Origin of the sequence: Streptomyces sp. CB02366, from assembly GCF_001905905.1 — a bacterium.
Lineage (GTDB): Bacteria > Actinomycetota > Actinomycetes > Streptomycetales > Streptomycetaceae > Streptomyces.
This window is the reverse complement of sequence record NZ_LIVT01000008.1, coordinates 24111-50031: the sequence shown is the minus strand read 5'-3', so window position 1 is coordinate 50031 and position 25921 is coordinate 24111. Positions and strand designations below refer to the sequence as shown.

At 73.3% G+C, this 25921-nt stretch carries 28 protein-coding genes; 10 read left to right on the top strand and 18 right to left on the bottom strand.

Annotated elements, in window-relative coordinates:
• Positions 1 to 24 precede the first annotated feature (24 nt).
• Positions 25 to 153, top strand: coding sequence for an LPFR motif small protein (locus AMK24_RS35225; RefSeq protein ID WP_267489257.1), 129 nt, complete (start codon positions 25 to 27; stop codon positions 151 to 153).
• Positions 154 to 231: 78 nt separating this feature from the next.
• Here AMK24_RS35225 and AMK24_RS22395 read toward each other — a convergent pair whose 3' ends face one another.
• Positions 232 to 477, bottom strand: coding sequence for a hypothetical protein (locus tag AMK24_RS22395; RefSeq protein ID WP_073770629.1), 246 nt, complete (start codon positions 475 to 477; stop codon positions 232 to 234).
• A gap of 292 nt (positions 478 to 769) precedes the next feature.
• Here AMK24_RS22395 and AMK24_RS22390 point away from each other — a divergent pair, with 292 nt between their 5' ends.
• From AMK24_RS22390 to AMK24_RS35455, 8 genes are all read left to right on the top strand, one after another.
• Positions 770 to 997 carry a DUF5133 domain-containing protein gene (locus tag AMK24_RS22390; protein ID WP_073770628.1) on the top strand — a complete coding sequence of 76 codons (228 nt, stop codon included), beginning with the start codon at positions 770 to 772 and terminating at the stop codon, positions 995 to 997.
• 30 nt (positions 998 to 1027) lie between these two features.
• On the top strand, positions 1028 to 2155 hold the full coding sequence (locus tag AMK24_RS22385) for a glutamate--cysteine ligase 2 (RefSeq protein ID WP_073770627.1): 1128 nt from the start codon (positions 1028 to 1030) through the stop codon (positions 2153 to 2155).
• Positions 2156 to 2209: 54 nt separating this feature from the next.
• A complete protein-coding gene (locus AMK24_RS22380) occupies positions 2210 to 2773 on the top strand; it encodes a type 1 glutamine amidotransferase domain-containing protein (RefSeq protein ID WP_073770626.1) in 564 nt (187 codons plus the stop codon).
• Between the two features lie 294 nt (positions 2774 to 3067).
• Positions 3068 to 3961 carry a siderophore-interacting protein gene (locus AMK24_RS22375; RefSeq protein ID WP_073770625.1) on the top strand — a complete coding sequence of 298 codons (894 nt, stop codon included), beginning with the start codon at positions 3068 to 3070 and terminating at the stop codon, positions 3959 to 3961.
• 130 nt (positions 3962 to 4091) lie between these two features.
• The gene (locus AMK24_RS22370) at positions 4092 to 4310 is read left to right on the top strand and encodes an MbtH family protein (protein WP_073770792.1); all 219 of its coding nucleotides are present in this window, start codon (positions 4092 to 4094) and stop codon (positions 4308 to 4310) included.
• A gap of 249 nt (positions 4311 to 4559) precedes the next feature.
• Positions 4560 to 4997 carry a DUF4190 domain-containing protein gene (locus AMK24_RS22365; RefSeq protein ID WP_073770624.1) on the top strand — a complete coding sequence of 146 codons (438 nt, stop codon included), beginning with the start codon at positions 4560 to 4562 and terminating at the stop codon, positions 4995 to 4997.
• Positions 4998 to 5039: 42 nt separating this feature from the next.
• Positions 5040 to 5426, top strand: a complete 387-nt coding sequence (locus AMK24_RS22360; protein ID WP_073770623.1) for a VOC family protein — start codon at positions 5040 to 5042, stop codon at positions 5424 to 5426.
• Between the two features lie 224 nt (positions 5427 to 5650).
• Complete coding sequence (locus AMK24_RS35455) at positions 5651 to 5728, top strand: 50S ribosomal protein bL37 (RefSeq protein ID WP_373465217.1); 78 nt, start codon at positions 5651 to 5653, stop codon at positions 5726 to 5728.
• Between the two features lie 121 nt (positions 5729 to 5849).
• Here AMK24_RS35455 and AMK24_RS22355 read toward each other — a convergent pair whose 3' ends face one another.
• The 9 genes from AMK24_RS22355 to AMK24_RS22315 form a co-directional block, all read right to left on the bottom strand.
• Positions 5850 to 6785 carry a PfkB family carbohydrate kinase gene (locus tag AMK24_RS22355; protein ID WP_073770622.1) on the bottom strand — a complete coding sequence of 312 codons (936 nt, stop codon included), beginning with the start codon at positions 6783 to 6785 and terminating at the stop codon, positions 5850 to 5852.
• Complete coding sequence (locus tag AMK24_RS22350; RefSeq protein WP_073770621.1) at positions 6782 to 7771, bottom strand: zinc-dependent alcohol dehydrogenase family protein; 990 nt, start codon at positions 7769 to 7771, stop codon at positions 6782 to 6784. The genes AMK24_RS22355 and AMK24_RS22350 overlap by 4 nt, the downstream gene beginning before the upstream one ends.
• The gene (locus AMK24_RS22345) at positions 7768 to 8640 is read right to left on the bottom strand and encodes a carbohydrate ABC transporter permease (protein WP_073770620.1); all 873 of its coding nucleotides are present in this window, start codon (positions 8638 to 8640) and stop codon (positions 7768 to 7770) included. Before AMK24_RS22345 ends, AMK24_RS22350 begins: the two co-directional genes overlap by 4 nt.
• On the bottom strand, positions 8637 to 9599 hold the full coding sequence (locus AMK24_RS22340) for a carbohydrate ABC transporter permease (protein WP_073770619.1): 963 nt from the start codon (positions 9597 to 9599) through the stop codon (positions 8637 to 8639). The genes AMK24_RS22345 and AMK24_RS22340 overlap by 4 nt, the downstream gene beginning before the upstream one ends.
• The gene (locus AMK24_RS22335; RefSeq protein ID WP_073770618.1) at positions 9596 to 10966 is read right to left on the bottom strand and encodes an ABC transporter substrate-binding protein; all 1371 of its coding nucleotides are present in this window, start codon (positions 10964 to 10966) and stop codon (positions 9596 to 9598) included. The genes AMK24_RS22340 and AMK24_RS22335 overlap by 4 nt, the downstream gene beginning before the upstream one ends.
• A 134-nt stretch (positions 10967 to 11100) precedes the next feature.
• The gene (locus AMK24_RS22330) at positions 11101 to 11862 is read right to left on the bottom strand and encodes a DeoR/GlpR family DNA-binding transcription regulator (protein WP_073770617.1); all 762 of its coding nucleotides are present in this window, start codon (positions 11860 to 11862) and stop codon (positions 11101 to 11103) included.
• Positions 11863 to 12273: 411 nt separating this feature from the next.
• Positions 12274 to 13368, bottom strand: a complete 1095-nt coding sequence (locus tag AMK24_RS22325; protein WP_073770616.1) for a Rieske 2Fe-2S domain-containing protein — start codon at positions 13366 to 13368, stop codon at positions 12274 to 12276.
• 142 nt (positions 13369 to 13510) lie between these two features.
• Positions 13511 to 14410 carry an LLM class F420-dependent oxidoreductase gene (locus AMK24_RS22320; protein WP_073770615.1) on the bottom strand — a complete coding sequence of 300 codons (900 nt, stop codon included), beginning with the start codon at positions 14408 to 14410 and terminating at the stop codon, positions 13511 to 13513.
• 127 nt (positions 14411 to 14537) lie between these two features.
• On the bottom strand, positions 14538 to 15740 hold the full coding sequence (locus tag AMK24_RS22315; RefSeq protein ID WP_073770614.1) for an erythromycin esterase family protein: 1203 nt from the start codon (positions 15738 to 15740) through the stop codon (positions 14538 to 14540).
• 58 nt (positions 15741 to 15798) lie between these two features.
• Here AMK24_RS22315 and AMK24_RS22310 point away from each other — a divergent pair, with 58 nt between their 5' ends.
• Positions 15799 to 16614, top strand: a complete 816-nt coding sequence (locus AMK24_RS22310) for a TioE family transcriptional regulator (RefSeq protein WP_073770613.1) — start codon at positions 15799 to 15801, stop codon at positions 16612 to 16614.
• 73 nt (positions 16615 to 16687) lie between these two features.
• Here the strand turns inward: AMK24_RS22310 and AMK24_RS22305 are convergent, their stop codons facing one another.
• From AMK24_RS22305 to AMK24_RS22270, 8 genes are all read right to left on the bottom strand, one after another.
• Positions 16688 to 18346: an acyl-CoA dehydrogenase family protein gene (locus tag AMK24_RS22305; RefSeq protein ID WP_073770612.1), complete on the bottom strand. Its 1659-nt coding sequence runs from the start codon at positions 18344 to 18346 to the stop codon at positions 16688 to 16690.
• 50 nt (positions 18347 to 18396) lie between these two features.
• Positions 18397 to 19002, bottom strand: a complete 606-nt coding sequence (locus AMK24_RS22300; protein ID WP_073770611.1) for a TetR/AcrR family transcriptional regulator — start codon at positions 19000 to 19002, stop codon at positions 18397 to 18399.
• Between the two features lie 322 nt (positions 19003 to 19324).
• Positions 19325 to 19504 carry a hypothetical protein gene (locus AMK24_RS22295; protein ID WP_030118564.1) on the bottom strand — a complete coding sequence of 60 codons (180 nt, stop codon included), beginning with the start codon at positions 19502 to 19504 and terminating at the stop codon, positions 19325 to 19327.
• A 145-nt stretch (positions 19505 to 19649) separates the two neighbouring features.
• Positions 19650 to 20192, bottom strand: a complete 543-nt coding sequence (locus AMK24_RS22290) for a DUF488 domain-containing protein (protein ID WP_073770610.1) — start codon at positions 20190 to 20192, stop codon at positions 19650 to 19652.
• Positions 20193 to 20198: 6 nt separating this feature from the next.
• Positions 20199 to 20408 carry a DUF2945 domain-containing protein gene (locus AMK24_RS22285; RefSeq protein WP_073770609.1) on the bottom strand — a complete coding sequence of 70 codons (210 nt, stop codon included), beginning with the start codon at positions 20406 to 20408 and terminating at the stop codon, positions 20199 to 20201.
• A 115-nt stretch (positions 20409 to 20523) separates the two neighbouring features.
• Entirely contained in the window at positions 20524 to 21108 is a 585-nt protein-coding gene (locus tag AMK24_RS22280) for an N-acetylmuramoyl-L-alanine amidase (protein ID WP_073770608.1), read from the bottom strand.
• A 304-nt stretch (positions 21109 to 21412) separates the two neighbouring features.
• Positions 21413 to 22825, bottom strand: a complete 1413-nt coding sequence (locus AMK24_RS22275) for an SWF or SNF family helicase (protein ID WP_073770607.1) — start codon at positions 22823 to 22825, stop codon at positions 21413 to 21415.
• Positions 22822 to 25758, bottom strand: a complete 2937-nt coding sequence (locus AMK24_RS22270; RefSeq protein WP_073770606.1) for a DEAD/DEAH box helicase — start codon at positions 25756 to 25758, stop codon at positions 22822 to 22824. The genes AMK24_RS22275 and AMK24_RS22270 overlap by 4 nt, the downstream gene beginning before the upstream one ends.
• Between the last annotated feature and the right edge of the window lie 163 nt (positions 25759 to 25921).

The following is a 25921-nucleotide window of genomic DNA, read 5'->3' as shown; positions in this document are numbered from 1 at the left end:
GGAGCGAGAACGGAGGGCAGACCCATGCTGAAGGCCGTCGCGGACGTACTCCGGTCCATCGGAGGAGCCGTCGCCACCGTGGTCACCCTGCCCTTCCGGGCGGTGGCCAGGCTGTTCTCGGGCGCGTCGAGCACCGCGCGCGGACACCACTGAACGTGACGCACGGGGGCCCCGCCCGACCACTGGTCGGGCGGGGCCCCCGTGCGTCACGTGCGGGCGTGAGCCGGACGGTCAGCCCGTCGACTCGTCCGGAGCCGGGTGCTCCTCGGGGTGCGCGCCCGCGTTGCGCGGCGCGTCCCGGCCGGCCCCCGCCTCGTCCAGCTCCGGGTCGCCCTCGCGGGCCACCCGGTCCGGAATCGGTATGTCGAGAGCGTCCTCGCCCTCCTGGGCCTGCTGGTCCGGCATGTCCGCCGGTACGGGAGGAGGGCTTCCGGCAGCTCCGGTGTAGGCGGCGCCTTCCGGCCTGCGGTCGGTCATGAGAGCTTCCTTCCGTGCGGCCCCGGGGTGGCCGGGGATGAGTGATGCGCCCTGGTGGGTACCCGTTCCCCGGGGAACCAGTCACCCGATCCGTGCGGCATCGGCTGCCCGGCGGGGAGGGGGAGAGGCGCGGCCACCGCGTACGGCCCCGGGGGAGCCCGGGCCCCGCCGCACGGTGGGGGACGGCGGCGCGGCGCCCGCGGTGTGTGGCTCGCCGCTGCGCGGGTACCCGGGGCCTTGCCCCATCCGGGCACTTGGCGTCACCCGACGAATCCGGCGGAAGGAACCCCTCATGCTGATGGCCCACCCCACGGTCCTGCGCAACCTCGTCGAGCAGTACGAGGTGCTGCGCGTCCTGCACGCGGACAACGGCAGCGAGGAGGCGCGTCAGCGCATGGACGACGTGGCGTACACGCTCTGCGTGTCCACGGGCACGGCGGACGTCGACAGCGCTCTGGTCGCCGCACGCCACCGGTTGCCCGGCGCCCGGCCCGAGGACGACTCCGTCCTCTCCGCCTGAGCGTCGTCGATCATCGAAGGGGAGGGCGCTGTGGCCCGTACGGTGGGCGTAGAGGAAGAACTTCTGCTGGTCGACGCGGCCAGCGGGGAGGCGAGGGCGCTGTCCTCGGCGGTGCTGGCGATCGCCGAGAAGGAAGCGGTCGGGGAGTCGGCCTTCGAGTCGGAGCTGCACCGCCAGCAACTGGAATTCTCCACACACCCCTGCTCGGACATGGGGGAGCTGGGCGCCTCGGTCCGCCGCTGGCGTGCCGAAGCGGTGCGGCACGCCGCCGGGGCGGGAGCGTCGGTCGCGGCCCTGGCCACCTCGCCGCTCCCGGTCAGCCCCGAGATCGGCACGGGCGAGCGGTACCGGTGGCTGGCCGAGCACTTCGGGCTGACCGCCCAGGAGCAGCTGACCTGCGGATGCCACGTCCATGTGTCGGTGGAGTCGGACGAGGAGGGCGTCGCCGTACTCGACCGGATACGGTGCTGGCTGCCCGTCCTGCTCGCCCTGAGCGCCAACTCCCCGTTCTGGCAGGGGAAGGACAGCGGCTACAGCAGCTACCGCAGCCGGGTATGGGGGCGCTGGCCGTCGTCGGGCCCGGTGGGGGTCCACGGATCAGCCGCGGCCTACCACGCCGAGGTGCGGTCGCTGGTCGCCACCGGGGTGCTCCGGGACGAGGGGATGATCTATTTCGACGCGCGCCTCTCGCACCGGTACCCCACCGTGGAGGTGAGGGTCGCGGACGTCTGCCTGGACCCGGCCGACACGGTGCTGCTGGCCACGCTGGTACGCGGCCTGGTGGAGACCGCCGCACGGGAGTGGCGGTCCGGCCGTCCCGCTCCGGACGTCAGCGTGGGCCTGCTGCGGGTGGCCTCCTGGCGGGCGGGCCGCTCGGGGCTGGACGACCGGCTGATCCATCCGGTCACCCTCCGGCCGGAGCCCGTGGGCGACGTCCTGCGGGCCCTGATGGACCACGTGCGGGACGCGCTGAAGGACAGCGGCGACCTGGAGGCCGCGGAGAAGGCGCTGGCCGACGTGGAGCGGCGCGGGAACGGCGCCCGGATCCAGCGCGAGGTCCTGGCGCGGACCGGGAGCCTGCGCGAGACGGTCGCGGAGTGCGTCCGGATCACGGCGGGCGAGCCCGCGACGGAGCGGCCGCACGAACCCACCGCATGAACCACTCCGGGTGAACGACCCCGGGCGAACGACACCAGAGGAACGGAGCAGTCCATGTCCACCAACGCTCTCGAAGACCGCCGCATCCTGGTCATCGTCACCAACTACGGCGTCGAGCAGGACGAACTCGTCGTCCCCGTCAAGCACCTGCGCGACCACGGGGCGCGCGTCAGCGTGGCGGCGACCTCCACCGACGAGATCCGTACCCTCGTCGGCGACCGCGACCCCGGCGAGACCGTGCGACCCGACCTCGCGCTCGACGACGTGGACCCCGCCGCCTACGACCTCCTGCTGGTCCCGGGCGGCACGCTGAACGCCGACTCGTTGCGCCTGGAGGACGCCACCACCCGGATCGTCAGCTCGTTCGCCGCCTCCGGCCGCCCGGTGGCCGCCATCTGCCACGGGCCGTGGGCGTTGATCGAAGGCGGCCACGTCGACGGCAAGACGCTGACCTCCTACGCCTCGCTGCGCACCGACCTCACCAACGCCGGCGGCACCTGGGTCGACAAGCCGGTGGTCCGCGACGACGCCTCCGGATGGCCGTTGATCACCTCTCGCACCCCGGACGACCTGGAGGACTTCCTGGGCGAGATCGACGCCGTGCTCGCGGAGGAGTGAGCGCCCCTTCCCGCCCGGCGCGGACTCCGACGGTACGCCCCGGCGTCCGCCCACCGACGCGCGCGGCCCGCGCGGAGCGGTCCGCCGGCCGGAGCGCCTTCTCCACAACGGCCCCGGCGCCGGCCCGCCCCGCTCCACCACGGCCGGTCACCCGGCCGGCCGTGCCCGGGTGGAGCACGCCGCCTTCTTCCCGAACCGGCCCGCCTAAGGTTAGGCTGACCTAAGGCAGTTCGGTTTCCTTGTCCCCACGGGCAGGGCGTGCAGGCCGTCCACGTGCGCGAAGGGGCAGTGTCCATGACGATCCATCGAGCCGTCGTCGCCCGAGTGCGGCCGCTCACCCCGACCATGACCCGCCTCACCTTCCACGGAGAGGGGCTGGCGGGTTTCCGGACCACCGGGGCCGGCGACGAGTACGTACGGATCTTCCTCCCGCACGGGCCGGACCGCACCGCGGTCTCCCTGCCGCGGACGACCGAACAGGGCGGCTGGGAGACCCCGGAGGGGCAGCCGGTCGCGCCGATGCGCACGTACACGGTCCGCGCGGTGCGCCCGGAGGCGGGCGAGATCGACATCGACTTCGTCCTGCACGAGGGCGGAGTGGCCTCCACCTGGGCTGCCGGGGCGCGGCCCGGGGACGTCATCGGCGTCAACGACCCGACCGGCCTCTACAGCCCGCCCGCCGACCTCTCCTGGCAGGTCCTGGTCGCCGACCAGACCGGTCTGCCCGCCGTCGCCCGCCTGCTGGAGAACACCCCGGACCACATCAGGACCCGGGTGGTCCTGGAGGCCCCCGACCCCTCCGCCGTGCTGCCGCTGCGGGAACTGCCCGACTCCAGGGCGACCTGGACCTACGGCGGGAACGGCCACGGACCGAGTCGCCTGGCCGACCTGGTCGCCGCCGCCGTCCCGCCCGGCACGGATCTCGCCGGCGGGTACGTGTGGGTCGCGGGGGAGACCAACGCCCTGCGCGCGGTACGCCGTTACCTCCGCCGCGACCTGGAGCTCCCGGCGGACCGCTTCAAGGTCGTCGGCTACTGGATACCGAACTCCGACACCTGGTCCGAGCGGTACGAGGCGCTGCCCGACGCCGTGCGCGCCGAACTGGAGGCCCTGTGGGACGGTCCGGCCGGCGACTCCGTGGACGTCACCATCCGCTACGAGGCCCGGCTGAGCGAATTCGGGCTCTGAGACGGGACACCCACGGGGTGGCGGACGCCCCGGCGCTCCGCGGCGCTCGATGAGTCGGCCGCGGAGTCGACGGGTAGGGTCGCGAGGCGATCACATGAAGTAATCATTGTTCGAACAGCTGGAGGATGCGGTGACCAATCCGTTCGAGGACGAGGACGGCGTCTACCTGGTGCTCGTCAACGACGAGGGGCAGCACTCCCTGTGGCCGGCCTTCGCCGAGGTGCCCGCCGGATGGACCGTGGCGCACCCGGAGGACACCCGCCGGGCGTGCCTGGAGTACGTCGAGCGCAACTGGACCGACCTGCGCCCCAAGAGCCTGATCGAGAGCATGGCGACCGACCCGGCCTGACCCCCCGAAGCTGTCGGGCCCGGCCGCCCGCGCGGCGCCATGGGCGCGCCCCGGGGCGGCTTCCCCGCACCCGGTCCCCGGCGGCCCCGCACGCCGTGTGCGGGGCCGCCGTCCTCCCCTCGACCGTCCCGCCCCGCCGAGCGGCCCCGGCCGAGGCGCTCGGTTGCCGGAGTGTGACCGGAACGGCGGTTGGCGGCCGGGCCACGGGGCAGGGAGACGGGAAGCCAGAAGAACAGGAGCACCGCGCCGATGTCCCTTCCCTCGTATCCGGACGCCTCGTACCCGTCGCACCCGGGACAGTCCGCAGGCGGCCACGACCCCTACGGGGGCCCGGCGCCCGCCCGGACGAACGGGTTCGCGGTCGCCGCCCTCGTCCTCGGCCTCGTCGCCTGCCTGTTCTTCTGGACCATCGTGGGCGGCCTGCTGCTCGGCCTGCTGGCGGTCGTCTTCGGTGTCGTCGCCGCACTCCGCACCCGGCAGGGCCGCGCCCCGCGCCGTGCGATGGCGATAGTCGGCGCAGCGTTCGGCGCGCTCGGCCTGATCGGCTCCGCGATCGTCCTCGTCCTGGCCGTCTCCGTGTTCGACTCCCAGAAGTTCCAGGACTTCCAGGACTGCGTGGAGCAGGCCGACAGCCGGGCTGCCGAGGACCGGTGCTCCGAGGACTTCGTCGACGACCTGACCGGCTGAGACTTCCGGCACATCCGCGGCGCGAGGCGTACGCTCGGGGCCATGGTGCACGTACTGAGCAGCAGGATCCTGCTCCGGCCCACCGACCCCGAGCGTTCGCGCGCCTTCTACGGCGAGGCCCTGGGCCTCGCCGTGTACCGCGAGTTCGGTACCGGACCGGAGCGCGGCACGGTCTACTTCCTCGGCGGCGGGTTCCTGGAACTCTCCGGCAGGAGCGAGGCCCGCCCCTCGCCCGCCGTGCGGATCTGGCTCCAGGTCGAGGACGCCGAGGCCGCTCACGAGGAACTGCGGGCGAACGGCGTGACCGTTCTGCGCCCGCCGCGCCGCGAACCCTGGGGACTGGTCGAGATGTGGATCGAGGACCCCGACGGGGTGCGGATCGCCGTCGTCGAGGTGCCGGCCGACCACCCCCTGCGCTACCGGCCCTGAACGGCGGGCGCGGCCCGCCCGGTGCCGACGGGCCGACGGATTCCGCGCGCCGCCCGCTCGACGCTCTCCCGCACATCAGTCCACTCCCGCCCGCCGCCGGGCCGCCGGTTGCACCGGCCGCGGCGGTTTGCCACGGTGTGGGTGGGTAGGCGGGCAGGTGATCACGGGCGCCGCCGCCCGCTGGACCGTCCGCAACGGAGCACCGAGCAGAAAAGGAGGGTTCGATGTCCTCGAAGCGACGTCGTAAGAAGAAGGCCCGCCGCAAGAACGCCGCGAACCACGGCAAGCGGCCGCAGAGCTGAGAAGACGCCGCGGCCCCCGCAAGCATCCCTGCTTGCGGGGGCCGCGGCGGTCGTCTCCGTGGGCCGGGGGAGGGCCGTGCGGAACTCGGGTCCTCCTCCTGATGCCCGGTGGACGGCGGGTTCACACCCCGAGCGGGGCCGAGGGCTCCGTTCCCGCCTGGGCGCAGACCGACGCCGCCGCCCCCGACGCGTACTCCAGCATCGCCTCCGCACGCTCGGCGGTCAGCTCCGTACACCAGTCGGCCTCCGCGCCCAGCCAGGCCAGCATCCCCGCCATGAACGCGTCGCCCGCGCCGATGGTGTTCACCACCCGCACCGGCCGAGCGGGCACGGAGACCGCCGGGGCGCCGTGGACATAGGCCGTGGCGCCCCGCGCGCCCCGCGTCATCACCACCAGCCGCCCCCGCTCCGCCAGCTCCCGGCAGCTCGCCTCGGGACTCGCGTCCGGCCACAGCCGCACCAGGTCCTCGTCGCTCGCCTTCACGATCCGCGCGAGAGCGCACAGCTCACGCAGCCGCTCCCGGCACCGCACGGGATCCAGGGTGCGGTCATCGCGCACATTGGGATCCACCGCCAGCAGCCCCGACCGGGCGGCCTCCCGCGCGACGGCGGCCACCACCGCCGCCGCCGGCTCCACGACCGCGGCCAGCCCGCCCACGTACACCGCGCCGAAGCGCCCCGCTTCCGCCGTCCGGTCGGGCAGCGCGAAGGTCGCCGTGTCCCCGAGGTGGAAGCGGTACGTGTTCCCGCGGGCGCCCGGATCGGCCACCGCGAGCGCCGTGGGCAGCGCCGGGCGGGTACTCAGCGACAGGTCGACGCCCGCACCGGTCAGCCACCGCCCGACGGTGTCCCCGAAGGCGTCGTCGCCGAGGCCGCCCACGAAGGACGGCCGCCCGCCCAGCCGGGCCAGCCCCACCGCGACGTTCGCCGGCGCGCCGCCCGGCTGGGCCACGCGGACGCCCGCCTCGCCCTCGGCCGGGACCAGGTCCACCAGCGCCTCGCCCACCACGAGGACGGAACGCCCCCCTTGGGACCGGGGGACCGGCGCGTCCGTCACGGCTCCACCACGATCTTGCGGCCGATCCCCGCCCGGAAGCGCTCGATCGCCTGCGGATACTGCTCCAGCGGCAGCCGGTCGCTGATGAACACCGACGCGTCCAGCACCCCGCTCGCGAAGAGCGCGGCGGCCCGTTCGTAACTGTGCAGGACCGCCATCGACCCGGTGATGGTGATCTCCTGGTTGTAGATCCTGTACGGCTCGATCACCGCCCTCGTCGCGTAGTCCGCGACCCCGAACTGGAGGAACGTACCGCCCTTGGCGACCCGCCCCAGCCCGTCCTGGATCGCGGCGGCGTTGCCCGTGGCGTCGATGACCACGTCCCAGCCGCCCGGGCGGTCCAGCTCCTCGGCGCGGGCGGCCGCGCCCGTACAGCCCAGGGTCGTCGCGGTCGCCAGCCGCCGGGGGTTGACGTCCAGGATGTCCACGGACGCGGCGCCGGTCCGCTTGGCCAGCTCCAGCATCATCAGGCCCATGGTTCCGGACCCGTAGATCAGCACCTCGGCCCCGAGGTTGCCGTGGAGGACGTCGTACCCCCGCACCGCGCAGGACAGCGGCTCGATCAGGGCCGCGTCCCGTACGTCGATGTGCTCCGGCAGACGTACGCAGTTGGCGGCGGGCGCCACCGCGAACTCGGCCGCGCCCCCGGGCACGGTGACGCCGATCGCCGCCCAGGCGTCGCACAGGTTGCCGCGCCCCGCCCGGCAGTAGCGGCACTCGTGGCAGTGCAGCGAGGGGTCCACGGCCACCTTGTCGCCGACGGACAACTCGGTGACGTCCGCGCCGGTGCCGACGATCTCCCCGGCGAACTCGTGCCCCGGCACGATCGGCAGGGTCGGGGCGAACTCCCCCTGGAGGATGTGGAGATCGGTCCCGCACAGTCCGCACGAGGCGACCTTGACGACCACGTCGCGCGGGCCTGGCGCGGGGTCCGGGACGGTGGTCACGGAGACCTTGCCGACCGCTTCGACGATGGCTGCCCTCATTTGACTGCTCCCAGCGAGAGGCCCTGGACGAGTTTGTCCTGGGCGGCGTAGCCGGCGACGAGCACCGGCAGGGACACGACCACGGACGCCGCGCACAGCTGGGCGAGGAAGAGGCCCTGACTGGTGACGAAGGTGGTCAGGTGGACGGGCGCGGTGCCGGCGACCACACCGGTCAGCACCCGGGCGAACAACAGCTCGTTCCAGCTGAAGATGAAGCAGATCAGGGCCGTCGCCGCGATCCCGGGACCGGCGACCGGGGCGACGACCCGGCGCAGGACGGTCGGCAGCCGGGCTCCGTCGACCTGCGCCGCCTCGATGATGGAGACGGGCACGTCCGCGAGGAAGGACTGCATCATCCACACCGCGATCGGCAGGTTCATCGAGGTGTAGAGCAGGACCAGCAGCCAGACGTTGTCCAGCAGCCCGGTGTTCTTCGCGAACAGGTACACCGGCAGCAGCCCGGCGACCACCGGGAGCATCTTGGTGGACAGGAAGAAGAACATCACGTCCGTCCACTTGCGCACCCGCCGGATGGAGAGCGCGTACGCGGCAGGCAGGGCGAGCAGCAGCACCAGCACGGTCGAGAAGAACGAGGCGGCCAGCGAGTTGACCAGCGGCGGCCACGGCGTCGGGCCGCCCCCGCCGCCGAAGAAGGCGCGGTAGCCGTCCAGCGTCAGGGCGGCGGCGACCGACGGCGGGTTGGTCGCCGCGTCGGCCTCCGCGTGGAAGGAGGTCAGCACCATCCACAGGGCGGGCAGGCAGAAGCCGATCCCGACGACCCAGGCGGCCACGCCCAGGGCGGTGGAGCGGCGACGGGCCCTGCGCGTCACGGTGTCGGCGGACGGAGTTGTGGCGGTCGAGGCGCTCATGCGCGGCTCGCCTCCTCACGGAAGAGGGAGGAGACCACCCGCAGGGCGAAGGTGGCGATGATGATCGTGCCGATCACCACGACCACGCCCGCCGCGGACGCCAGCCCGTACTCATGGGCCCGGTAGAAGGTCTCGTAGACGGTGTACGGGAGGTTGGCGGTGCCGAGACCGCCGGAGGTGATGGTGAACACCGCGTCGAAGTTCTGCACGATGTACACCGACCCGAGCAGGACGCCGAGTTCGAGGTAACGGCGCAGATGCGGCAGGGTCAGATGGCGGAAGACCTGCCAGGGCCCGGCCCCGTCCAGCCGCGCGGCCTCCATGATCTCGGCGGGCCGGCTCTGCAGTCCGGCCAGCAGGATCAGCATCATGAACGGCGTCCACTGCCACACCAGGGCCGCCTCGACGGCGATCAGCGGCATCTCCGACGTCCACTCCGGCTGCGCCACGGACTCGATGCCGAACAGCTCGCCGAACCAGGTGAGCGCCCCGTTGAACAGCCCGTACTCCGGGTTGTAGAGCGCGTGCTTCCACAGCAGCGCGGCCGAGACCGGCACCAGCAGGAACGGGGTGATCAGCAGAGTGCGCACGAACCCCCGGCCGAAGAAAGCGCGGTCGAGCAGCAGGGCGAGGGCGAGCCCCAGCACGACGCTGACGACGACGACGGACGCGGTGAGGACGATGGTCGTCACGACCGACTCGCGCAGCGCCTCGTCGGTGAAGACCGACGCGTAGTTGGAGAACCCGGTGAAGTGGCGTTTCTCCGGTTTGAGGGAGTTCCAGTCGAAGAGCGAGATCACCAGTGTCGCCACGAACGGCAGCTGGGTCACGGCGATGAGGAAGACGAGCGCGGGCAGCAGGGGCGCCCGGGTCGCCCACGCGCGCCGCCGGGCGCCGGCCGGCCCCTTCGCCGGAACCTCGGGAGGCGTGGCGGCCCTTCTCGTCGCGGTGGCGGTCATCGGTACTCCTCCGCGACCTTCTCGGCCAGCTTCTGGGAGGCGGCGAGCGCGGCGTCCACCGACTGGCGGCCCGCGATGGCGGCGCTGATCTCCTGCGCCACCTTGGTGCCCAGATCGGTGAACTCCGGTACGCCGACGAACTGGATGCCCGCCGTCGGGCGGGGCTGGGTGCCCGGGTTCTTCGGGTCGGCCTCGGAAATGGCCCGTTCGGTGACGTCGGCGAACGCCCCGGCCTCCGCGCGGTAGCGGGGGTTGGCATAGGTGGAGGCCCGTTTGCCGGCCGGGACGTCGGCCCAGCCGCTGGTGGCCCCGACCAGTTCCTCGTACTCCTTGCCGGACGCCCAGGAGACGAACTCCCAGGCGTCGTCGGTCTTCCTGGACGCCTTCTGCACCCCCCAGGCCCAGGTGTACAGCCACCCCGAGCTCCTGGTCCGTTCGACGGGGGCGGGCACGTACCCGATCTTCCCCTTCACCGGGGAGCCCTCGGCCTCCAGCGACCCGGCGCCCGCCGTGGCGTCGTACCACATGGCGGTCTTGCCCTGGGTCATGTTGTTCAGGCACTCGGCGTACCCGGACTGCGGAGCGCCCAGCTCCCCGTGCTCGCGTACGAGATCCACGTAGAACTTCGTCGCCCTCGTGAACTCCGGCGAGGTCAGACGCGGTTCCCAGTCCTCGGTGAACCAGGTCCCGCCCATCGTGTTGACGACCGTGGTGAGCGGGGCGATGACCTCGCCCCAGCCCGGCAGCCCGCGCAGGCAGATGCCCTTCATTCCGCGCTCCGCCCCGTCCGCCCGCTCGGCGAGTGCCGCCACCTCCTTCCACGTCGGCTTCTCGGGCATGGTGAGGCCGTGCTCCTCGAAGACGTCCTTGCGGTACATCAGGAAGGACGACTCGCCGTAGAACGGCTGGGCGTAGAGCTTGCCGTCCTCCGCGGTCAGCGAGTCCTCGAGGGGCTGGAGTATGTCCTCCTGGTCGAAGGCGGCATCGGCCCGCGCGTACGCGTCGAGGGGGCTGAGCCAGCCGTTCTTCGCGAAGAACGGCAGCTCGAAGTTGCTGATGGTGGCGATGTCGTACTGGCCGGCCTGGTTGGAGAAGTCCTGACTGATCTTGTCGCGTACGTCGTTCTCCGGGAGCACCGTGAAGTGGACCTCGATGCCGGTTTCCCCGGTGAAGTGCTTCGCCGTCAGCTTCTGCAGCTCGACCATCTGCGGGTTGTTCACCATGAGTACGTTCAACGCGTCGCCGCCGCCGAACGAGGTCCCGCCCGCCCCGGCACATCCGGTGGCGAGCAGGGCCAGCGCCGCGGCGGCCGCGGCGCAGGCGCGGCCACGGGGGCGTGGCCGGCGACGGCGTCCTGGATGGGGCATGGGGGCTCCTGATCAGTCGTAGCGGCTCGGTGATCGGGCCGCCGCGGGCATGGCGAACCACGCCCCGGCGGGGGAGTGCGGGTGGTGGGGTGCGCCGGCCGCACCGGCGGCGGGGCCCACCGGGGGAGATCCGGTCAGACGCGGATGACCTGCGGCCCGAGGAGGGAGTAGCGCTGGGCTTCGGCCGAGGAGAGCCCGGAGTCGGTGACGATCGCTTCGAAGTCGGCCACCCCGGCGAACCGGCAGAAGCTCACCGCCCCGAACTTGCTGTGGATCCCGGCGAAGATCCGCCGCCGCGAACCGCGCAGCGCCTGCGCCTTCACCTCGGCGACCGCGGGATCCGGGGTGGTGAGGCCGTACTCGCGGGAGATGCCGTTGGCCCCGAGGTACGCGAGGTCGATGACGAAGTCCGCGAGCATCCGGGAGGCCCAGTGGTCCACGGTCGCCATCGTCGAACCGCGCACCCGGCCGCCCAGCAGGAGCACCGACGTCTTCTCGACCCCGGCGAGGGAGGTGGCCACGGCCAGGGAAGCGGTGATCACGGTCAGGGGCCGGTCCCGGGGAAGCGCCTCGGCGACGAGTTGCGGGGTGAACCCCTCGTCGACGAAGACCGTCTCGGCGTCACCGAGCAGATCGGCGGCCGCGGCCGCGATCCGCGACTTCTGGGGGACGTTGCGGGTGGTACGGATCGCGAGCGTGGTCTCGAAGCCTGCCGACTCCACCGGGTAGGCGCCGCCGTGGGTCCGGCGGACGAGCCCGTGGTCCTCCAGGGCGTGAAGATCGCGGCGGACGGTCTCCTTGGACACCTTGAACAGGTCCGCCAGGGCGTTCACGACGACCGAGCCCTCCCGCCGGGCGGTGTCCAGAATTCCCCGACGGCGTTCCTCGGTGTCCACGGTGCACGTCCCTGGTCGCTGCTGGGCCCGTTACGGGCAGAGTCCGCATGTCCGTTCGGACTCGTGTGTCGTTTGTACAAGCAGTTCCGGGGTTACGACCAGCCACTTCCCCTGGTTGCCTCGGCCCGTTCGTGCCCGTTTTCCCGTCAACCGCGGTGCTGGTCACGTCCGATGCGGCCTCCGGTCCGGTCGTTCGGGGTGCCCGTTCCGGTGTGGGCCATGCCCGAATGGCATCCGAAGTGCGGAGTCCCGGCCTCCGCGAGGCGGGAGGAAGGCAGAGAAAGGAAGGGGAGGACAGGGCGTACGAGAGCGGGGGCGCCGGAGAGCGGGCCGGGGCGAGGGGCGGGGTGGGGACGGCTGGAGCGGGCCGGGCGAGCGGGCCGGGCGAGCGGGCCGGGCGAGCGGGCCGGGTCAGGAGAGCACGGCACTGCCCTCGTCTTCGCCGCGGTGGGGGCGGGGTGTTCCGCCCCAGCCGGGCGACTCGGGATAGAACCGCTTCGCCCAGCGCCGGAACGGTCCGATCGGCCCGTCCCCGACAGCCAGCCGGGGCGGTTGTTGGTACTGCTTGTGGTGCCAGATCGGGAAGTCGGCGGCGGTGAACTCGCAACTGGACCGGAATACGGGACGGTCCAGGAGGCGGGCCGCGGTACGGCTGACGATCCGGGCGAGCCGGGGCGGCAGCCGGCCCGGCTCGTCGAAGGCGATGCGGTTGAGCTGACGGAACTGCATCCGGTTGGGGCCGATCGCGGTCGGCATGACCATCGTGCACATCCGCAGCCCGAAGCGGGGCGTGTGCACATCGGCGTGCAGACAGCCCAATCCGTAACCGGCCACCTTCACCTCCACGGTGAAGTCGCCCACGAGCGGCGCCGACTCGTGGGCCCGCATGGCGACGCGGAACGTCGCGCCGTCGTACGCCACGGGACCGTCGATCTCGGCCTTCGCCCAGCCGTGCAGGGTGGCGAAGTGCCCGAGGTCGACCGAGTTCTCGATGACCTCCTGGACGTTGCCCGCCAATTCCCAGGCGGCCGTGCGCGCGGGCCGGTGGCCGATCTCGTGCCACTGGGGGACGGACCAGTCCGGATCCCGGCCGTCGTGGTGCCGCCAGACGAAGACGCCCCCGTTGACCTCGTGGACGGGCAGGTGCGTCAGCGGGGACCGGGGCGGCGGTGTGCCGTACCCCGTCCGCACGCACCTGCCGTCGGGACCGAACGAGAAGAAGTGGAAGGGGCAGGTGAGATCCTCCCCCTCGACCTTCGCCAGACCGAGATGGGCTCCCAGGTGCGGGCAGTACGGCCGGACGGCGCGCAGCGCTCCCGTGCCGGTGCGGTACAGGACGACGTCGCGCCCCGCGAGCGGCCGGGTGAGCACGGCGCCCGGCCGCAGCTCGTGCGAGAAGGCCAGCGCCGACCAGCCGCTCGGATACGGCAGCGCGGGAGCCCCCGCCGCGTCGGCCGGTGTCGGACCCTCACTGATGGCGCGTCCGTACTCACGTGACACTCCCACGCATCCCCCTCACGACTGGTCACCCAGAGGCTGCCCGGGAGCGTCCCGTGAACCCCCGGACACGCCGCACATCATCCGAAGGGGACGAGAGGTATGACGTGTTGACGGGGGCGAGGGTGCGCGGAGGAACGCGTCCGCGGCCTCAGAGCTGGTCGCCGAACGCCTCCGCCAGCTCACGCCACGCGGCCCGCGGCAGCCCCCCGCCGCCCTCCTCGGCGGTGAGGACCTGCAACGCGACGTGGTCCGCCCCGGCGTCCAGGTACTCCCGGGTCCGGCGCACCACCTGCTCCGCGTCGCCCAGCGCGAAGAGCGCGTCGAGCAGCCGGACGCTGCCCCCGCCCTCGAAGTCGCCCTCGGTGAACCCCAGCCGCAGCAGGTTGGCGGTGTAGTTGGGCAGATGCAGGTACATCTCCAGCATCGTCCGCGCGGTGGTGCGGGCCCGGTCCAGGTCGGTGTCCAGCACCACCGTCAGCTCGGGGGCGAGCACCGCGTCGGGGCCGAGCGCCTCGCGGGCCTCGGCGGTGTGCTCGGTGGTGACGAGGTAGGGGTGGGCCCCGAGCGCGCGGTCCGCCGCGAGCCTGATCATCTTCGGCCCGAGGGCCGCCAGGACCCGGTGGCCCGCGCCGACGGACGGTTCGGCGGCGTCGAGCGCGTCGAGGTAGTCCGTCATCGCGCTGTACGGCTTCGCGTACTGCGGCACCATCGGGCCGTGGCTGACCCCCAGGCCGAGGACGAAACGGCGGCGTTCGTCCGGGTCGATCGCCGCGACCGCGGCGGCCACCTCCTCCGCCGTGTGGTCCCAGATGCTCAGGATGCCGGTGGCCACCGTGATCGAGCGGGTGGCGGCCACGACGGCTGCGGCGTCCCCGGGCGCCGGGCTGCTCCCGACCCATACGGTGCCGTACCCCAGCTCGTCGAGCTCGGCGAGCGCCTCCGTGATCGCCTTCCCGCCCGCATCGTCCACGCGCGACGCGTGCAGCGCGCCGCTCCAGATCCCCACGCGTCCGAAGGTCCTGCCCGTACCGGAAATCTCAGAAGTCATGACGGGGTCAACAACCGTCCGCCCCGTCTATTCCTGACGGGGCGAAGGTTCACCCTCTCCGCCGTGCGGGTCGTACGGCGCGGCCCCCGGACATCGGTCCGGCTCGCCCACCGCCTCGGGGACGTCCTCACTTCTCGGGGACGTCCCCCATGAACACGACGCCGTCGATACGGGGCAGCTGGGCCGGGTCGAGCGGGGCGTACCCGAAGTACGGGGACGTGCGCCGGCCGGGGCCCGGGGAGCCGAGGGCGGCGGCCAGTTCCGCAGCGTCCACCAGGCAGGTCCCGGCCCCGTGCGCGTACAGGGCCCCCTCCAGGGTGTCCGCCGGTGGAGCGTGGACCCCCTGGTGCCGCAGCGTGCCGAAGGCGGTGGCCAGGAACCCGTAGTCCTCGCCCAGCCGGGCGCTCACGATGGAGCCCGCGCTCCACCACTCCAGCGGCATCCCGCCCATCCGCATCGAGCTGATGTCCCGCTGGAGATGGCTGTTGTGGGCGTGCACCAGGACCGGCCCGCGCTCGGCGAGGGCGAGGAGGCGGTCCGCCATCATGTGGTCCCGCAGCCCCGACAGCCGTGCCAGCCGGCTCGGCGACGCGTCGGCCATCCAGTAGTGGTAGCGCAGCAGACCGACGGCGGTCCGCGCGTACAGGCGCACCCGGTCGAACGCCTCCCGGGGGACCGCCGTGACCAGATGCGGCGTCCAGGTGTCGAGCAGCGCCCCCAGGTCGTCGGCCAGCAGCCGCAGTTCGCGGGCTTCGGCCGACCGCCCGAAGGACGCGGCGGGATCCAGCATCGCGGCGGGATCGGTCCACCGGTCGTCGGGGCCGAGCAGGCGGTCCAGCGTTTCGGCGGTGCAGGGGAGCAGGCCCGTGTCCACATGGTCCGCCAGGCAGCGGTGGAGCGCGGTGAGGGCCGTGCGGGGGCTGGCCGCGCAGGCCATCTCCAACGGACCGTCGAAGCCGGCGAACCGGACCCGGTCGGACGCGGGCCGGCCGTCGTTGAAGGCGCGCATCCAGCGCACCAGTTCACGGTTGGCGGCAGAAGCCCCCAGACCGTGGCTGAACCCCCGCGCCAGTACCCCGTCGAGGCTGCCGGCGCCCGTCGCCACGTAGTCGTCCACGAGGAGCCCCGCCACGCAGTCGCTCTCGAGGGCGACGGTCCGGTAGCCCGCCCGCTCGACCAGCTCCCGGAAGAGGGCGTTGCGCAGCCGGAGCGGGGCGTCCACCCCGTGGGCGGGTTCGCCGAGGGCCAGCACCCGGGGCGGGACGGCGAACAGGTCCAGGGCGGAGGCCGCCTGGACGGCATGGGCGATGTCCTTGATGTCGTTGGCCATGGCTTCAACCGTATCGTTGAACTCTCGGTGGAGACTTTTCCGCGATAAGCTCGTTGACATGGGGAAAAACCCTCAAACAGGCAGACGCCTCCGGCCGATCGATCTGGCTCGGCGGCACGGATTGTCGACCCAGGCCGTCAGGAACTACGAGGCGGCCGGGGTGCTGCCGTCGGCCGGGCGCACCCCCCACGGCTACCGCACCTACACCCCGCTGCACGCGCAGGCCCTCGCCGCCTTCCTGGCGCTCCTCCCCGGCCATGGGCACGCGGCGGCGACGTCGATCATGCGCGCGGTGAACCAGGGCGAACCGCAGGAGGCGTTCGGTCTCATCGACGAGAGCCACGCCCAGCTCCTGGAGGACCGGCGGACCCTGCGAGCCGTCGAGAGCGCCCTGCGTGACCTGAGGTCAGACGCCGTGCCCGGGACCGACGGGGTGCCCGGATCCGGCGCGGGCCCCCGCTCCGGCGCCGGACCGGGGCCCGCCCCCGGCGGCGTGTTCGTGGGCTCGCTGGCGGCGAAGCTCGGGATCAGGCCCGCCACTCTGCGGACATGGGAGCGCGCCGGGATCGTGGCCCCGCGTCGCGACCCGCGCACCGGATACCGGGTGTATGACGGGACCGACGTACGGGACGTGCGGCTGGCCCACCAACTCAGGCGGGGAGGCTACCGGTTGGAGCAGATCGCCCTGCTGGTCGCCCGGCTGCGGGCGGCCGGCGGTCCGGAACCGCTGGCCGCCGCCCTGCACGACTGGCATGCCCGCCTGGCCGCCCGCGGACGCGCGATGCTGGCCGGGGCCGCCGCCCTGGACGCCTACCTCGACGAGTGCGCCGTACCGGGCGCACGGCCGGACGCGAAGGGTCCGCACGTCACCTGAACAGGGCGGCTGTCCCCGCGGCTAACGTGGGCGGGGGCGGTGGCTCACCCCTTTCCGGTCGCCCGCCGCTCGCTCAGCCCGGCAGCCGGCCCAGCAGGGCGCCGAAATCCGTGCCCGCGGGAAGAGTGCCGAAGGCGAGCCCCTGGTCACCGGCGAGACGGGAGGCGCAGAAAGCGTCGGCCACCGCGCCCGGTGCGTGACGCACCAGGAGCGAGCCCTGGAGGACGAGAGCGGCCCGCTCGACGACCCGGCGGGCCCGCAACGCGGCGTCCTCCGGCCGGGCCAGCTCCGTCCGGAGGTCCCGCCAGGCCGCGTCGAGGCGCGCGTCCGCCCCGGCGGCGGCCTCGATCTCGGCGCGCAGCGCTTCGAGCGACTCCGGCTCGCGCGTCAACGCCCGCAGCATGTCGAGGGCGTTGACGTTGCCGGAGCCCTCCCAGATGCCGTTGAGCGGGGCCTCGCGGTACAGCCGGGGCATACCGGACGCCTCGTCGTACCCGTTTCCGCCGAGGCATTCCAGGGCCTCGGCCACCGCCGCGGGCTGCCGTTTGCACACCCAGTACTTGCCGATCGCCGTGGCCAGACGCAGGAAGGCGCGCTCCCCGCCGTCGCCCCGGTGCGCCCGGTCGGCGGCCCCCGCCAGGCGCAGCGCCAGGGTCGTGGCCGCCTCCGACTCCAGTGACAGGTCCGCCAGTACGTTGCGCATCAGCGGCTGGTCGACGAGCAGAGCGCCGAACACCGAGCGGTGCCGGGCGTGGTGGGCCGCCTGGGCGAGCGCGGCACGGATACCGGCGGCGGAACCGAGCACGCAGTCGAGCCGGGTCATCGTCACCATGTCGATGATGGTGCGCACACCCCTGCCCTCGTCCCCCACGAGCCAGGCCACGGTGTCGTCGAACTCCGGCTCGCTGGAGGCGTTGGAGCGGTTGCCGAGCTTGTCCTTGAGCCGCTGGATGCGGAAGGTGTTGCGGCTCCCGTCCGGCAGCACGCGCGGCACCAGGAAGCAGGACAGGCCGCCGGGTGACTGGGCCAGCACCAGGAAGAGGTCGTTCATCGGCGCGCTGGTGAACCACTTGTGCCCGCGCAGCCGCCACGTGCCGTCGCCCTGTTCGACGGCGGTCGTGGTGTTGGCGCGCACATCGGTGCCGCCCTGCTTCTCCGTCATGCCCATACCGGCGAGCAGACCCCGCTTGGCGGTGGGCGTGCGCAGCCCCGGCTCGTACACCCGGCTGGTCAGCAGCGGTTCGTACACGGCGGCGAGGCCGGGGGAGCGGCGCAGCGCGGGGACCACGGCGTACGTCATGGAGACCGGGCACAGGTGCCCCTGCTCCAGCATCGAGGCCAGCATGAAGCCGCCGGCACGGGCGACATGGGCTCCGGGGCGCTCGTCGGCCCAGGCCGCCCCGGCGAGTCCGGCCCCGACCGACGCGTCCATCAGCGCGTGGTAGGCGGGGTGGAACTCGACCTCGTCGATCCGGTGGCCGAAGCGGTCGTGGGTGCGCAGTTCCGGCTCGTGGCGGTTGGCCTGGTCGGCCCAGTGCTGCGCCTCCCCGCTGCCGACGTAGCGGCCGAAGCGGTGCAGCTCGTCCACGTGCCACCCGGCGCCCTCGCGCCGCACCCCTTCGAGCAGCACCGCGTCGTCGGCGGCGTCGTGGCCGAGGAGCGGAGGCGGCTGGTTCGTCACCTCGTGCGTCACGGCGGTCGGGTTGCTGCGCGGCGTGTCGGACGTGGTCATCGCATTTCCTCCGGGACGGCGGGACGGCGGGTGCGGGGACGCGGTACGGGTCAGGGGGCCGCGCCCGCGCAGCGCAGGGCCACGGCGGTGAGGCGGGCGACGAGCAGGTCCGCGTCGTGCGCGGCCGAGGCGCTCAGCGGGTACACGAGGACCTCGCCGACGGCGCCGGTGAGGGCGGCCGCGGTGGTCTCCGGGTCCTGGGCGGGCAGCAGGCCCGTGGTGACCCCCTCCTCGATCACCGCGGCGAACAGCTCCCGGTAGCGCCGCCGGAAGGCGAGACGCTCCGCGCCGACCGCGGGCTCGGCGGGGGCCGCGAGCAGCGCGTGGGCCAGGCCCTGGTTCTCCAGGGCGCGGCGGGCGAACACCTCCACCCCCCGGCGCAGGCGCTCGGCCGCGTCGCCGTCACCCGCCAGCACCTCGCTCAGCACCTCCACCTCGCGACGTGCGGCACGCCGGAAGACCTCGACCGCGAGCGCGGACTTGGACGAGAAGTGCTGGTAGACGGAGCCGGCGGCGATCCCGGCCGCGTCGGCGACGGCCGTCACGGACGCCTGCGCCCAGCCGGCCTCCGCCACCACCTCGGTGGCGCGGCCGACGAGATGCTCCCGGGCGGCTTCGAGGCGGCGCGCTTCGGCCGGGGTCTTGCGGTAGGCCATGGAAGAAGTGAACCATCATTCAGAGCATCGCGCCACGGTCGTGAGCCGACGGGCGACGGACCCCGTCCTCCGGCGGGTCCGGGAGAGCACGGGGCCGGCCGGGCCGACGCGGCAGCCGCTTCATCGGCCCGCCCCGAGAGGCCGGGGAACCGCTGCCGCGCTACCGGGGGACAACGTCTTCGACGCCTCCACGTTCACGCAGCGCTTCCCCGGCTTCGCCGTCACCTCCTGCAGCCAGGGCGTCGCCCGGATCCTCGACCGAGGTGTCCGGTGCAACGCGCGGCGGGGGCCCACCACTTGGTGGGCCCCCGCCGCGCGTTCCTCAGCGCCTGCGCGAGCCGCCGATCCGGGTACCGGCTCCCACCCCCGCCACGTGCAGGGCGAGAAGCATGAGGCCGAGCAGCATCACGTTGCCCGACGCGAACACGTCGTTGGTCGAGATGTCGGCCGCGTTGATGAGGAACGCGATGAAGAACAGGACAGCGGCGGCTATACCCAGCATGGGAGTTGCTCCTTCCGAGTGGTGCAACCCGTGTGCCCGGCATCGGGACGGGTAGGCCCCCCGGCGGGTCTCCTACGGCGCGGCGGAGGCGAACCATGCGCCTCCGACCGCCCTCGTGCGCCAACGGCGGAGCGCTGGAGTACGGTCACGGCGCTTTCTCCGGACCGGGAGCCGGGTAGGTCAGGCGGCCGTCGCGGATGCGCGCGTTCTCGTTGAGGACGGCCGGCTTCGCGGCCGTTCGGGACATGATGTGCACGACCTCCACTCCGGCGACCAGGAGCGCGTCGGTGATCAGCCGGCGGTGACACCGCCACGGCACCGCTTCACTGCACATGATCGCGGTGGACTCGCGTTCCGCGAGGCGGATCAATTCCCGCAGGCCCTCCGAGAATTCTTCGCCCGCCATGTGGTCGGCGTAATCACGGAAGGCTTTCACCCGCCACGCGTCGTTCTCGCTCGGGACGTTCTTGGGGGTGTGGCGCCGTCCCCCGAGCCCGGGAATCCAGCGGTAGGAGATGTCGGGCGGCAGATTCTCCACGAGGGCCGACCGGTTCCACTGGGGGTGCTTCCTCGACGAGGGAAAGGAGCGGACGTCCACCAGGCAGGTGACGTCGTGTGCGCGCAGCATCTCCAGAACGTCCTCGAACGAACGCGTCGAATGGCCGATGGTGTGGACCCGGGTGGGCATCGGCCGCTACGCCTTCGTCAGCGCGCCGCCCTTGTGCATGGCGATATGGCCGGTCTTGTCGCTCTTGACCTCGTACTGCGGGTCGTCCTCGGAGCAGTGCCGGGTACGACCCTTGAACTCCACATCGTGCGTGTGCTTCTTGACGACGACCCCTTCGACGTGACCGGCCTCGGAGTTCCAGCGCACATGGTCGCCCACGGTGAACGCGCTCGCCATTTCCGTACCTCCGGCCCTCTGTCGTACGCCTCGATCCTTCAACGGCCTCCAGAATCTCATGCGTCCGGGGAGGCGGCCATCCGGCGAGCACGTGCCGTTCAAAGGCCCTTCGGCGTCATCCGGCGCCGGCCACGAGCCGGAGATAGCGGTCCCAGTCCCAGAGGACGCCCGGATCGGTGTGGTCGCTGCCCGGCACCTCGTGGTGACCGACGATGTGCGCACGGTCGCGGGGGATGCCGTGACGCGCGCAGATGTCGGCGGTGAGTTCGGCGGACCGCCGGTACATGACGTCGGTGAAGAACTCAGGGCGGTCCACCCACCCCTCGTGCTCGATGCCGATGCTCCGCGTGTTCCAGTCCCAGGCGCCCGCGTGCCAGGCGATGTCCTTCTCCCGTACGCACTGGGCGACATGGCCGTCGCCGGAACGCACCACGTAGTGGGCGGACACCCGCTTGGCGGGGTCGCGGAAAATGCCCGCGGTCGGCGTGAACAACTGCTGCGCGACATGGATGATCACGCGGTCGACCCGCCGCCGGGAAGGGTGGGACGGCACGGTGTAGTTGGCGGGGGCGGCCGGGGCCCAGAGCGCCGTCGCGTAGTCGGTGGCGCCCTCCGGCGCCGCCACGGGCCGCGCGGAGGCCGGCAGGGAGGCCACCGCTGCCGTCGCGGCGACGCCCTGGAGGATTCTTCTGCGATGCAACAGCGCTCCTGATTGCGGGGCGGCGGAACCGAGACCGCGCGCGGGGGGTACGGAGGCGGGCCGCCAGGGCTCCGAAGGGAGATCGCCCGCCGAAGCGGATGACGACCCGTGCCGGGCCTCCGGTTCCCCGCGGCGACCGCCCGGGCGGCTGGGGCGTGTTTCGAGAGTCCCGCACCCGGTGGTTCCCGCCTCCTGACGCATGCCGTGATCGCCCGCGCGGCCGAGGCGCCGGCGATGAGGAGCCGCCGCCCCCACCGGCCCCGCCGGACCCGGCCCGATGCGTGTCGAGCCCGCCCCGAACGGGTCAGCCCGCCGCGTCGGCCGTCCCCCCCTCGGCCCCCGCCAGCGCTCCCGCCGGATCGTCGTCCGCCGGTCCGGCCGGAACCCAGCGCCCGCTCTCCTTGCGGTACGGCCACCAGCGCCCGTCGCGGTCGAGCCGGAGCTGGAGGCCGGTCCCCGTCACGGTCCAGCGGGCCCGCCCGCTCGTCCGCAGCGCCGGCCGCTCGCCGGCCTCCCACGCCTCGGCGAGCCGGACGCGGGCCCGCTCCAGGTCTTCCCGGCCCGGCGCCCACTCCTCCTCCAGGACGGCGAGCGCCGCGGCCCCGCCGAACCGCCAGGCGCGCACGGCCGCGTCCAGGTCCGCCGCCGACCGGCCGGAGCCGGCGGCCAGCAGGGCCCCGATCCGCGGTTCCGGCCGGGCGTCCGCGGCCAGCCGCACCGCGTCCTGCGCCGGGGCCGGCCCGGTCGGGACCGGCTGCTCCTCGTGGCCGGGGGCCAGGGCGTCCAACAGCATCCGGCGGGCGCGCACCGCGCTGTCGGCCGCCAGTACCTCCAGCGCCGCCGGGTCGATCCCGGCCGGCGGCCGGGTCTCCGTGTCCAGCGACGGCCCGAGCCCCGGCTCGTCGGGGACCGGCGGGGGCGGGGGCAGCGGCGGCAGGATCCCGGCCGCCGCGACCGCTTCCGCGGCCGGTACCCCGCGCGCCTCCCGCCGCGTGTCGTGGGCGGCCTCCCGCCCCCCGCCGTCGTTCGCCCGGACCGCCCGGGCCGCGCTGCGGACCTGCAACTCGTCCAGCAGCCGCCGCTCGTCACGCCCCCGCATCAGCAGCAGGACGAACGGATCCTCGTCCAGCAGGCGCGCCACCTGATAGCAGAGAGCACCGGAATGCGGACAGTGGTCCCAGGCCCCGCAGGTGCATTCCGGCTCCAGGTCCCCGATGCCGGGCAGCAGTTCGACCCCGGCGTCCGCCGCGTCCTCCACCAGATGGGGCGGCATCTCCCGGTCCAGGAGCGCCGCGATGTGCCCGGCCCGGTCCACGGCCGTGTTCAGGAACCGGTCCCAGCCGTCCGTGTCGAGCTGCTGGAGCAGGACGTCGCTGCGGTGGGCCGTGCCGTCGCGGTCCCGCACCATCGCCGTGATCCGCCCCGGCCGTACGGAGACCGCCCCGACCCCGCCCTTCCGGGCCAGCATGCGGCCCTGCTTGAGCTGCTGGCCGTCCAGCGCGGTGTCCTCCAGGGCCTGGAGCCACGCCCTGCCCCACCAGGAGGTGGCGAAACTCCTGCCCGGCCCCGGCGGAAGCGCCGCGAACGTACGCTCCACTCCGCGACGGCCCTCGCGCGCGGCAGCCTCCTCGTCCCCGTCCGGGGCGTCCGCGCCGTCCCTCCCGTACCCGGTTCCGTACAGGTGGTCGTCCTCGTAGTCGTCGTAGTCGTCGCTCATCGCGCGCCCCCTCGCAGCTCGACCAGATCGGCCAGTTCCGCATCGGTCAGTTCGGTCAGTGCCGCCTCGCCGGAGCCGAGCACCGCGTCTGCGAGGCCCTGTTTGCGGGCGAGCATCTCGGCGATCCGGTCCTCGATCGTGCCCTCGGCGATCAGCCGGTGCACCTGCACCGGCTGCGTCTGGCCGATCCGGTAGGCACGGTCCGTCGCCTGGGCCTCGACCGCCGGATTCCACCAGCGGTCGAAGTGCACGACGTGGCCGGCCCGGGTGAGGTTGAGCCCGGTCCCCGCGGCCTTGAGGGACAGCAGGAACACCGGGGCCTCGCCCGCCTGGAACCGGGCCACCATCTCCTCGCGCCGGGCCACCGGCGTACCGCCGTGCAGGAACTGGGTCCTCACGCCGCGTGCGGCCAGGTGCTCCTCCAGCAGTCTGGCCATCTGCACGTACTGGGTGAAGACCAGCACCGAACCCCGCTCGGCGAGGATCGTGTCCAGGAGTTCGTCCAGCAACTCGACCTTTCCCGACCGGTCCGCGATCCTCGGCCGCTCCTCCTTGAGGTACTGCGCCGGGTGGTTGCAGATCTGCTTCAGCGCCGTCAGCAGCTTCATCACGAGCCCCCGCCGCTCGAAGCCGTCCGCGGCGGCGATCTCCGCCAGGGTCTCGCGGACCACCGCCTCGTACAGACCGGTCTGCTCCGGCGTCAGCGACACGGCCCGGTCGGTCTCGGTCTTCGGCGGCAACTCGGGTGCGATCCCCGGGTCGGACTTGCGCCGCCGCAGCAGGAAGGGCCGGACCAGTGCGGCGAGCCGCTCGGCGGCGGCCGGGTCGTCGCCGCCCTCCACCGCCGCGGCGTAGCGCGTACGGAACGTGCCGAGGCGGCCGAGGAGGCCGGGCGTCGTCCAGTCCAGGATCGCCCACAGCTCGGTCAGGTTGTTCTCGACCGGGGTGCCGGTGAGCGCGACGCGGGCCCGCGCCCCGATCGTGCGCAGCTGCTTGGCCGTCGCCGAGTGCGGGTTCTTGACGTGCTGCGCCTCGTCGACGACGACCATGCCCCAGGGTGTGGAGGCGAGCCGGGGCGCGTCGAGGCGCATCGTGCCGTACGTCGTCAGGACGAACTCGCCGTCCGCCAGCCCTTCCAGGGAGCGAGAGGCGCCGTGGAAGCGGCGGACGGGGACGCCCGGCGCGAACTTCTCGATCTCCCGCTGCCAGTTGCCCATCAGCGAGGTCGGGCACACCACCAGCGTGGGCCCCGCCGCCTCGCGGTCGGCCTGCCGGTGCAGATGCAGGGCGATGAGGGTGATCGTCTTACCGAGCCCCATGTCGTCGGCGAGGCAGCCGCCCAGGCCGAGGGAGGTCATGGTGTTCAGCCAGTTCAGCCCGCGCAGCTGGTAGTCGCGCAGGGTCGCGGAGAGCGCTGCGGGCTGCCCGACGCTCTGCTGGGCGGCGGACTCCGGATCGGCCAGCCGGTCGCGCAACCGCTGGAGCCAGCCGGTCGCCGCCACCTCGACACGGCGGCCGTCCATCTCCGTGGAACCGGTCAGCACCGCGCCCAGAGCGTCGATCGGGGTCACCTTGCGGCCTTGGGCCTCCCGCGCCCGGCGCACCTCCTGGGGGTCGACGAGCACCCACTGGTCGCGCAGGCGCACGATGGGCCTGCTGGACTCGGCGAGCTGTTCCACCTCCTCGCGGGTCAGCCGGCGGTCGCCCAGGGCGAACCGCCAGTCGAACGAGAGCAGGGCGTCCGCGGAGAGGAACGACGGCATGTCCGCGGACCTGCGTCCCCGTGGCCCGGCGCCTGCCCCCTCCGCGAGGTCGCGCCCCTCGGCGTCCGGGTCGTCCGGGCCGATCACGGCCCGCGCGGTGAGCTTGCGGGCCAGCTCCTTGGGCCAGTGGACCTGCACCCCGGCGGCGGCCAGGGCGCGGGAGGCGGACCCGAGGAGTTCGGCGATCTCCTCGTCGGCCGGTTCCACCGAGTCCGGCACCGCCGCGGAGAGCAGCGGCGCCAGCGGGGGCCACGCGCGGGCGGCACGCCGCAGGGTGAGGAGAGCGTCCATCCGGGCCCGGGGCCCGAACGCGGCGGCCGTCCGCGAGGCCCCCGCCCACACCTCGGCCGCGTCGGCGACGTGGGAGGGGTCGCTCACGCTGTGGATCTGGAGCACGGCTCGGAACGACGGCGCGTCCGCACCGGAGTCCCGCCCGCCGTCCCCGGCCGCGGCCGGTTCCGCCACGTCGCGTCCGAGGGCCACGCCCGAGACCTCGATACGCAACGAGAGCCGCACACCGGCGTCGTGACCGGCCGCCACATCGGCGGCCCAGTCCCGCCCGTCGGGCAGACGACACGGCTCCTGCGCGGTGAACGCGGGTCCGCCGACGACGAATCCGGCAGCCGGTGTACGGGGCAGCGTGTCGGCCACCGCGTCGAGGAACGCCCGCAGCAGGTGTTCCGGTTCGGGCAGCGACGGCTCGCCGCCGCCCGGGAGGGGCGTCGCGTGCGCGGTCGGCGGCATCGACGCCGCCAGTTCCCGTAGCCGTTCGAGGTCGTCGAGGCTCAACGGTCCGATCCGCCAGGCATCCTGATCGGTACTGCTCAGCCCCGGCAGCAGCAGCCCCCGGGCGACGAACTGGAGGCCCAGAAGTGCGGCGCCGCCCCAGAACGCCGTGGCGGGGGAGGCGTGGGCGACGGCGCGCGCCCGGGTCAACACCGGCAGGGCGTCCCGTACGGGGAGCCGGAGGGCCAGAACCGTACGGGGCCGCAGATCGTCCCCGAGCACGGTCAGCTCCGACAATGCCCCCGGGCCGTCGGGAGGAGTGCCGCCGTCCGGGCTCCAGAACGCGATGCCGCCGGTGCGAGCCGGGTCCGCGGGGACGAAGACCGCGGCGCAGCGGGACAGTCGGGCGATCTCGGAGGGTGTTGCCGCAGGGTGTCTGTGCACAGCGATGTCAGATTCCTCAAATTTGACTAGTGAGCGGAGTCGCCGAGGGTACCCCTTTTCGCGCGCCCGGGGGTCGTATCATCCTGTGATGTGCGTCATAGTCCATCCTGGAAAGCGGTCCTGACGGGGAACGCGAGCGCGCCCGGGTGCGTTCACCGGGCAG

Excerpts from the sequence above, each read along its gene's own strand:
- AMK24_RS35225 (WP_267489257.1), top strand. The coding sequence starts at position 25 with ATGCTGAAGGCCGTCGCGGACGTACTCCGGTCCATCGGAGGAGCCGTC.
- AMK24_RS22395 (WP_073770629.1), bottom strand. The coding sequence starts at position 477 with ATGACCGACCGCAGGCCGGAAGGCGCCGCCTACACCGGAGCTGCCGGA.
- AMK24_RS22390 (WP_073770628.1), top strand. The coding sequence starts at position 770 with ATGCTGATGGCCCACCCCACGGTCCTGCGCAACCTCGTCGAGCAGTAC.
- AMK24_RS22380 (WP_073770626.1), top strand. The coding sequence starts at position 2,210 with ATGTCCACCAACGCTCTCGAAGACCGCCGCATCCTGGTCATCGTCACC.
- AMK24_RS22375 (WP_073770625.1), top strand. The coding sequence starts at position 3,068 with ATGACGATCCATCGAGCCGTCGTCGCCCGAGTGCGGCCGCTCACCCCG.
- AMK24_RS22365 (WP_073770624.1), top strand. The coding sequence starts at position 4,560 with ATGTCCCTTCCCTCGTATCCGGACGCCTCGTACCCGTCGCACCCGGGA.
- AMK24_RS22360 (WP_073770623.1), top strand. The coding sequence starts at position 5,040 with ATGGTGCACGTACTGAGCAGCAGGATCCTGCTCCGGCCCACCGACCCC.
- AMK24_RS35455 (WP_373465217.1), top strand. The coding sequence starts at position 5,651 with ATGTCCTCGAAGCGACGTCGTAAGAAGAAGGCCCGCCGCAAGAACGCC.
- AMK24_RS22350 (WP_073770621.1), bottom strand. The coding sequence starts at position 7,771 with ATGAGGGCAGCCATCGTCGAAGCGGTCGGCAAGGTCTCCGTGACCACC.
- AMK24_RS22345 (WP_073770620.1), bottom strand. The coding sequence starts at position 8,640 with ATGAGCGCCTCGACCGCCACAACTCCGTCCGCCGACACCGTGACGCGC.
- AMK24_RS22340 (WP_073770619.1), bottom strand. The coding sequence starts at position 9,599 with ATGACCGCCACCGCGACGAGAAGGGCCGCCACGCCTCCCGAGGTTCCG.
- AMK24_RS22335 (WP_073770618.1), bottom strand. The coding sequence starts at position 10,966 with ATGCCCCATCCAGGACGCCGTCGCCGGCCACGCCCCCGTGGCCGCGCC.
- AMK24_RS22320 (WP_073770615.1), bottom strand. The coding sequence starts at position 14,410 with ATGACTTCTGAGATTTCCGGTACGGGCAGGACCTTCGGACGCGTGGGG.
- AMK24_RS22315 (WP_073770614.1), bottom strand. The coding sequence starts at position 15,740 with ATGGCCAACGACATCAAGGACATCGCCCATGCCGTCCAGGCGGCCTCC.
- AMK24_RS22310 (WP_073770613.1), top strand. The coding sequence starts at position 15,799 with ATGGGGAAAAACCCTCAAACAGGCAGACGCCTCCGGCCGATCGATCTG.
- AMK24_RS22305 (WP_073770612.1), bottom strand. The coding sequence starts at position 18,346 with ATGACCACGTCCGACACGCCGCGCAGCAACCCGACCGCCGTGACGCAC.
- AMK24_RS22300 (WP_073770611.1), bottom strand. The coding sequence starts at position 19,002 with ATGGCCTACCGCAAGACCCCGGCCGAAGCGCGCCGCCTCGAAGCCGCC.
- AMK24_RS22295 (WP_030118564.1), bottom strand. The coding sequence starts at position 19,504 with ATGCTGGGTATAGCCGCCGCTGTCCTGTTCTTCATCGCGTTCCTCATC.
- AMK24_RS22290 (WP_073770610.1), bottom strand. The coding sequence starts at position 20,192 with ATGCCCACCCGGGTCCACACCATCGGCCATTCGACGCGTTCGTTCGAG.
- AMK24_RS22285 (WP_073770609.1), bottom strand. The coding sequence starts at position 20,408 with ATGGCGAGCGCGTTCACCGTGGGCGACCATGTGCGCTGGAACTCCGAG.
- AMK24_RS22275 (WP_073770607.1), bottom strand. The coding sequence starts at position 22,825 with ATGAGCGACGACTACGACGACTACGAGGACGACCACCTGTACGGAACC.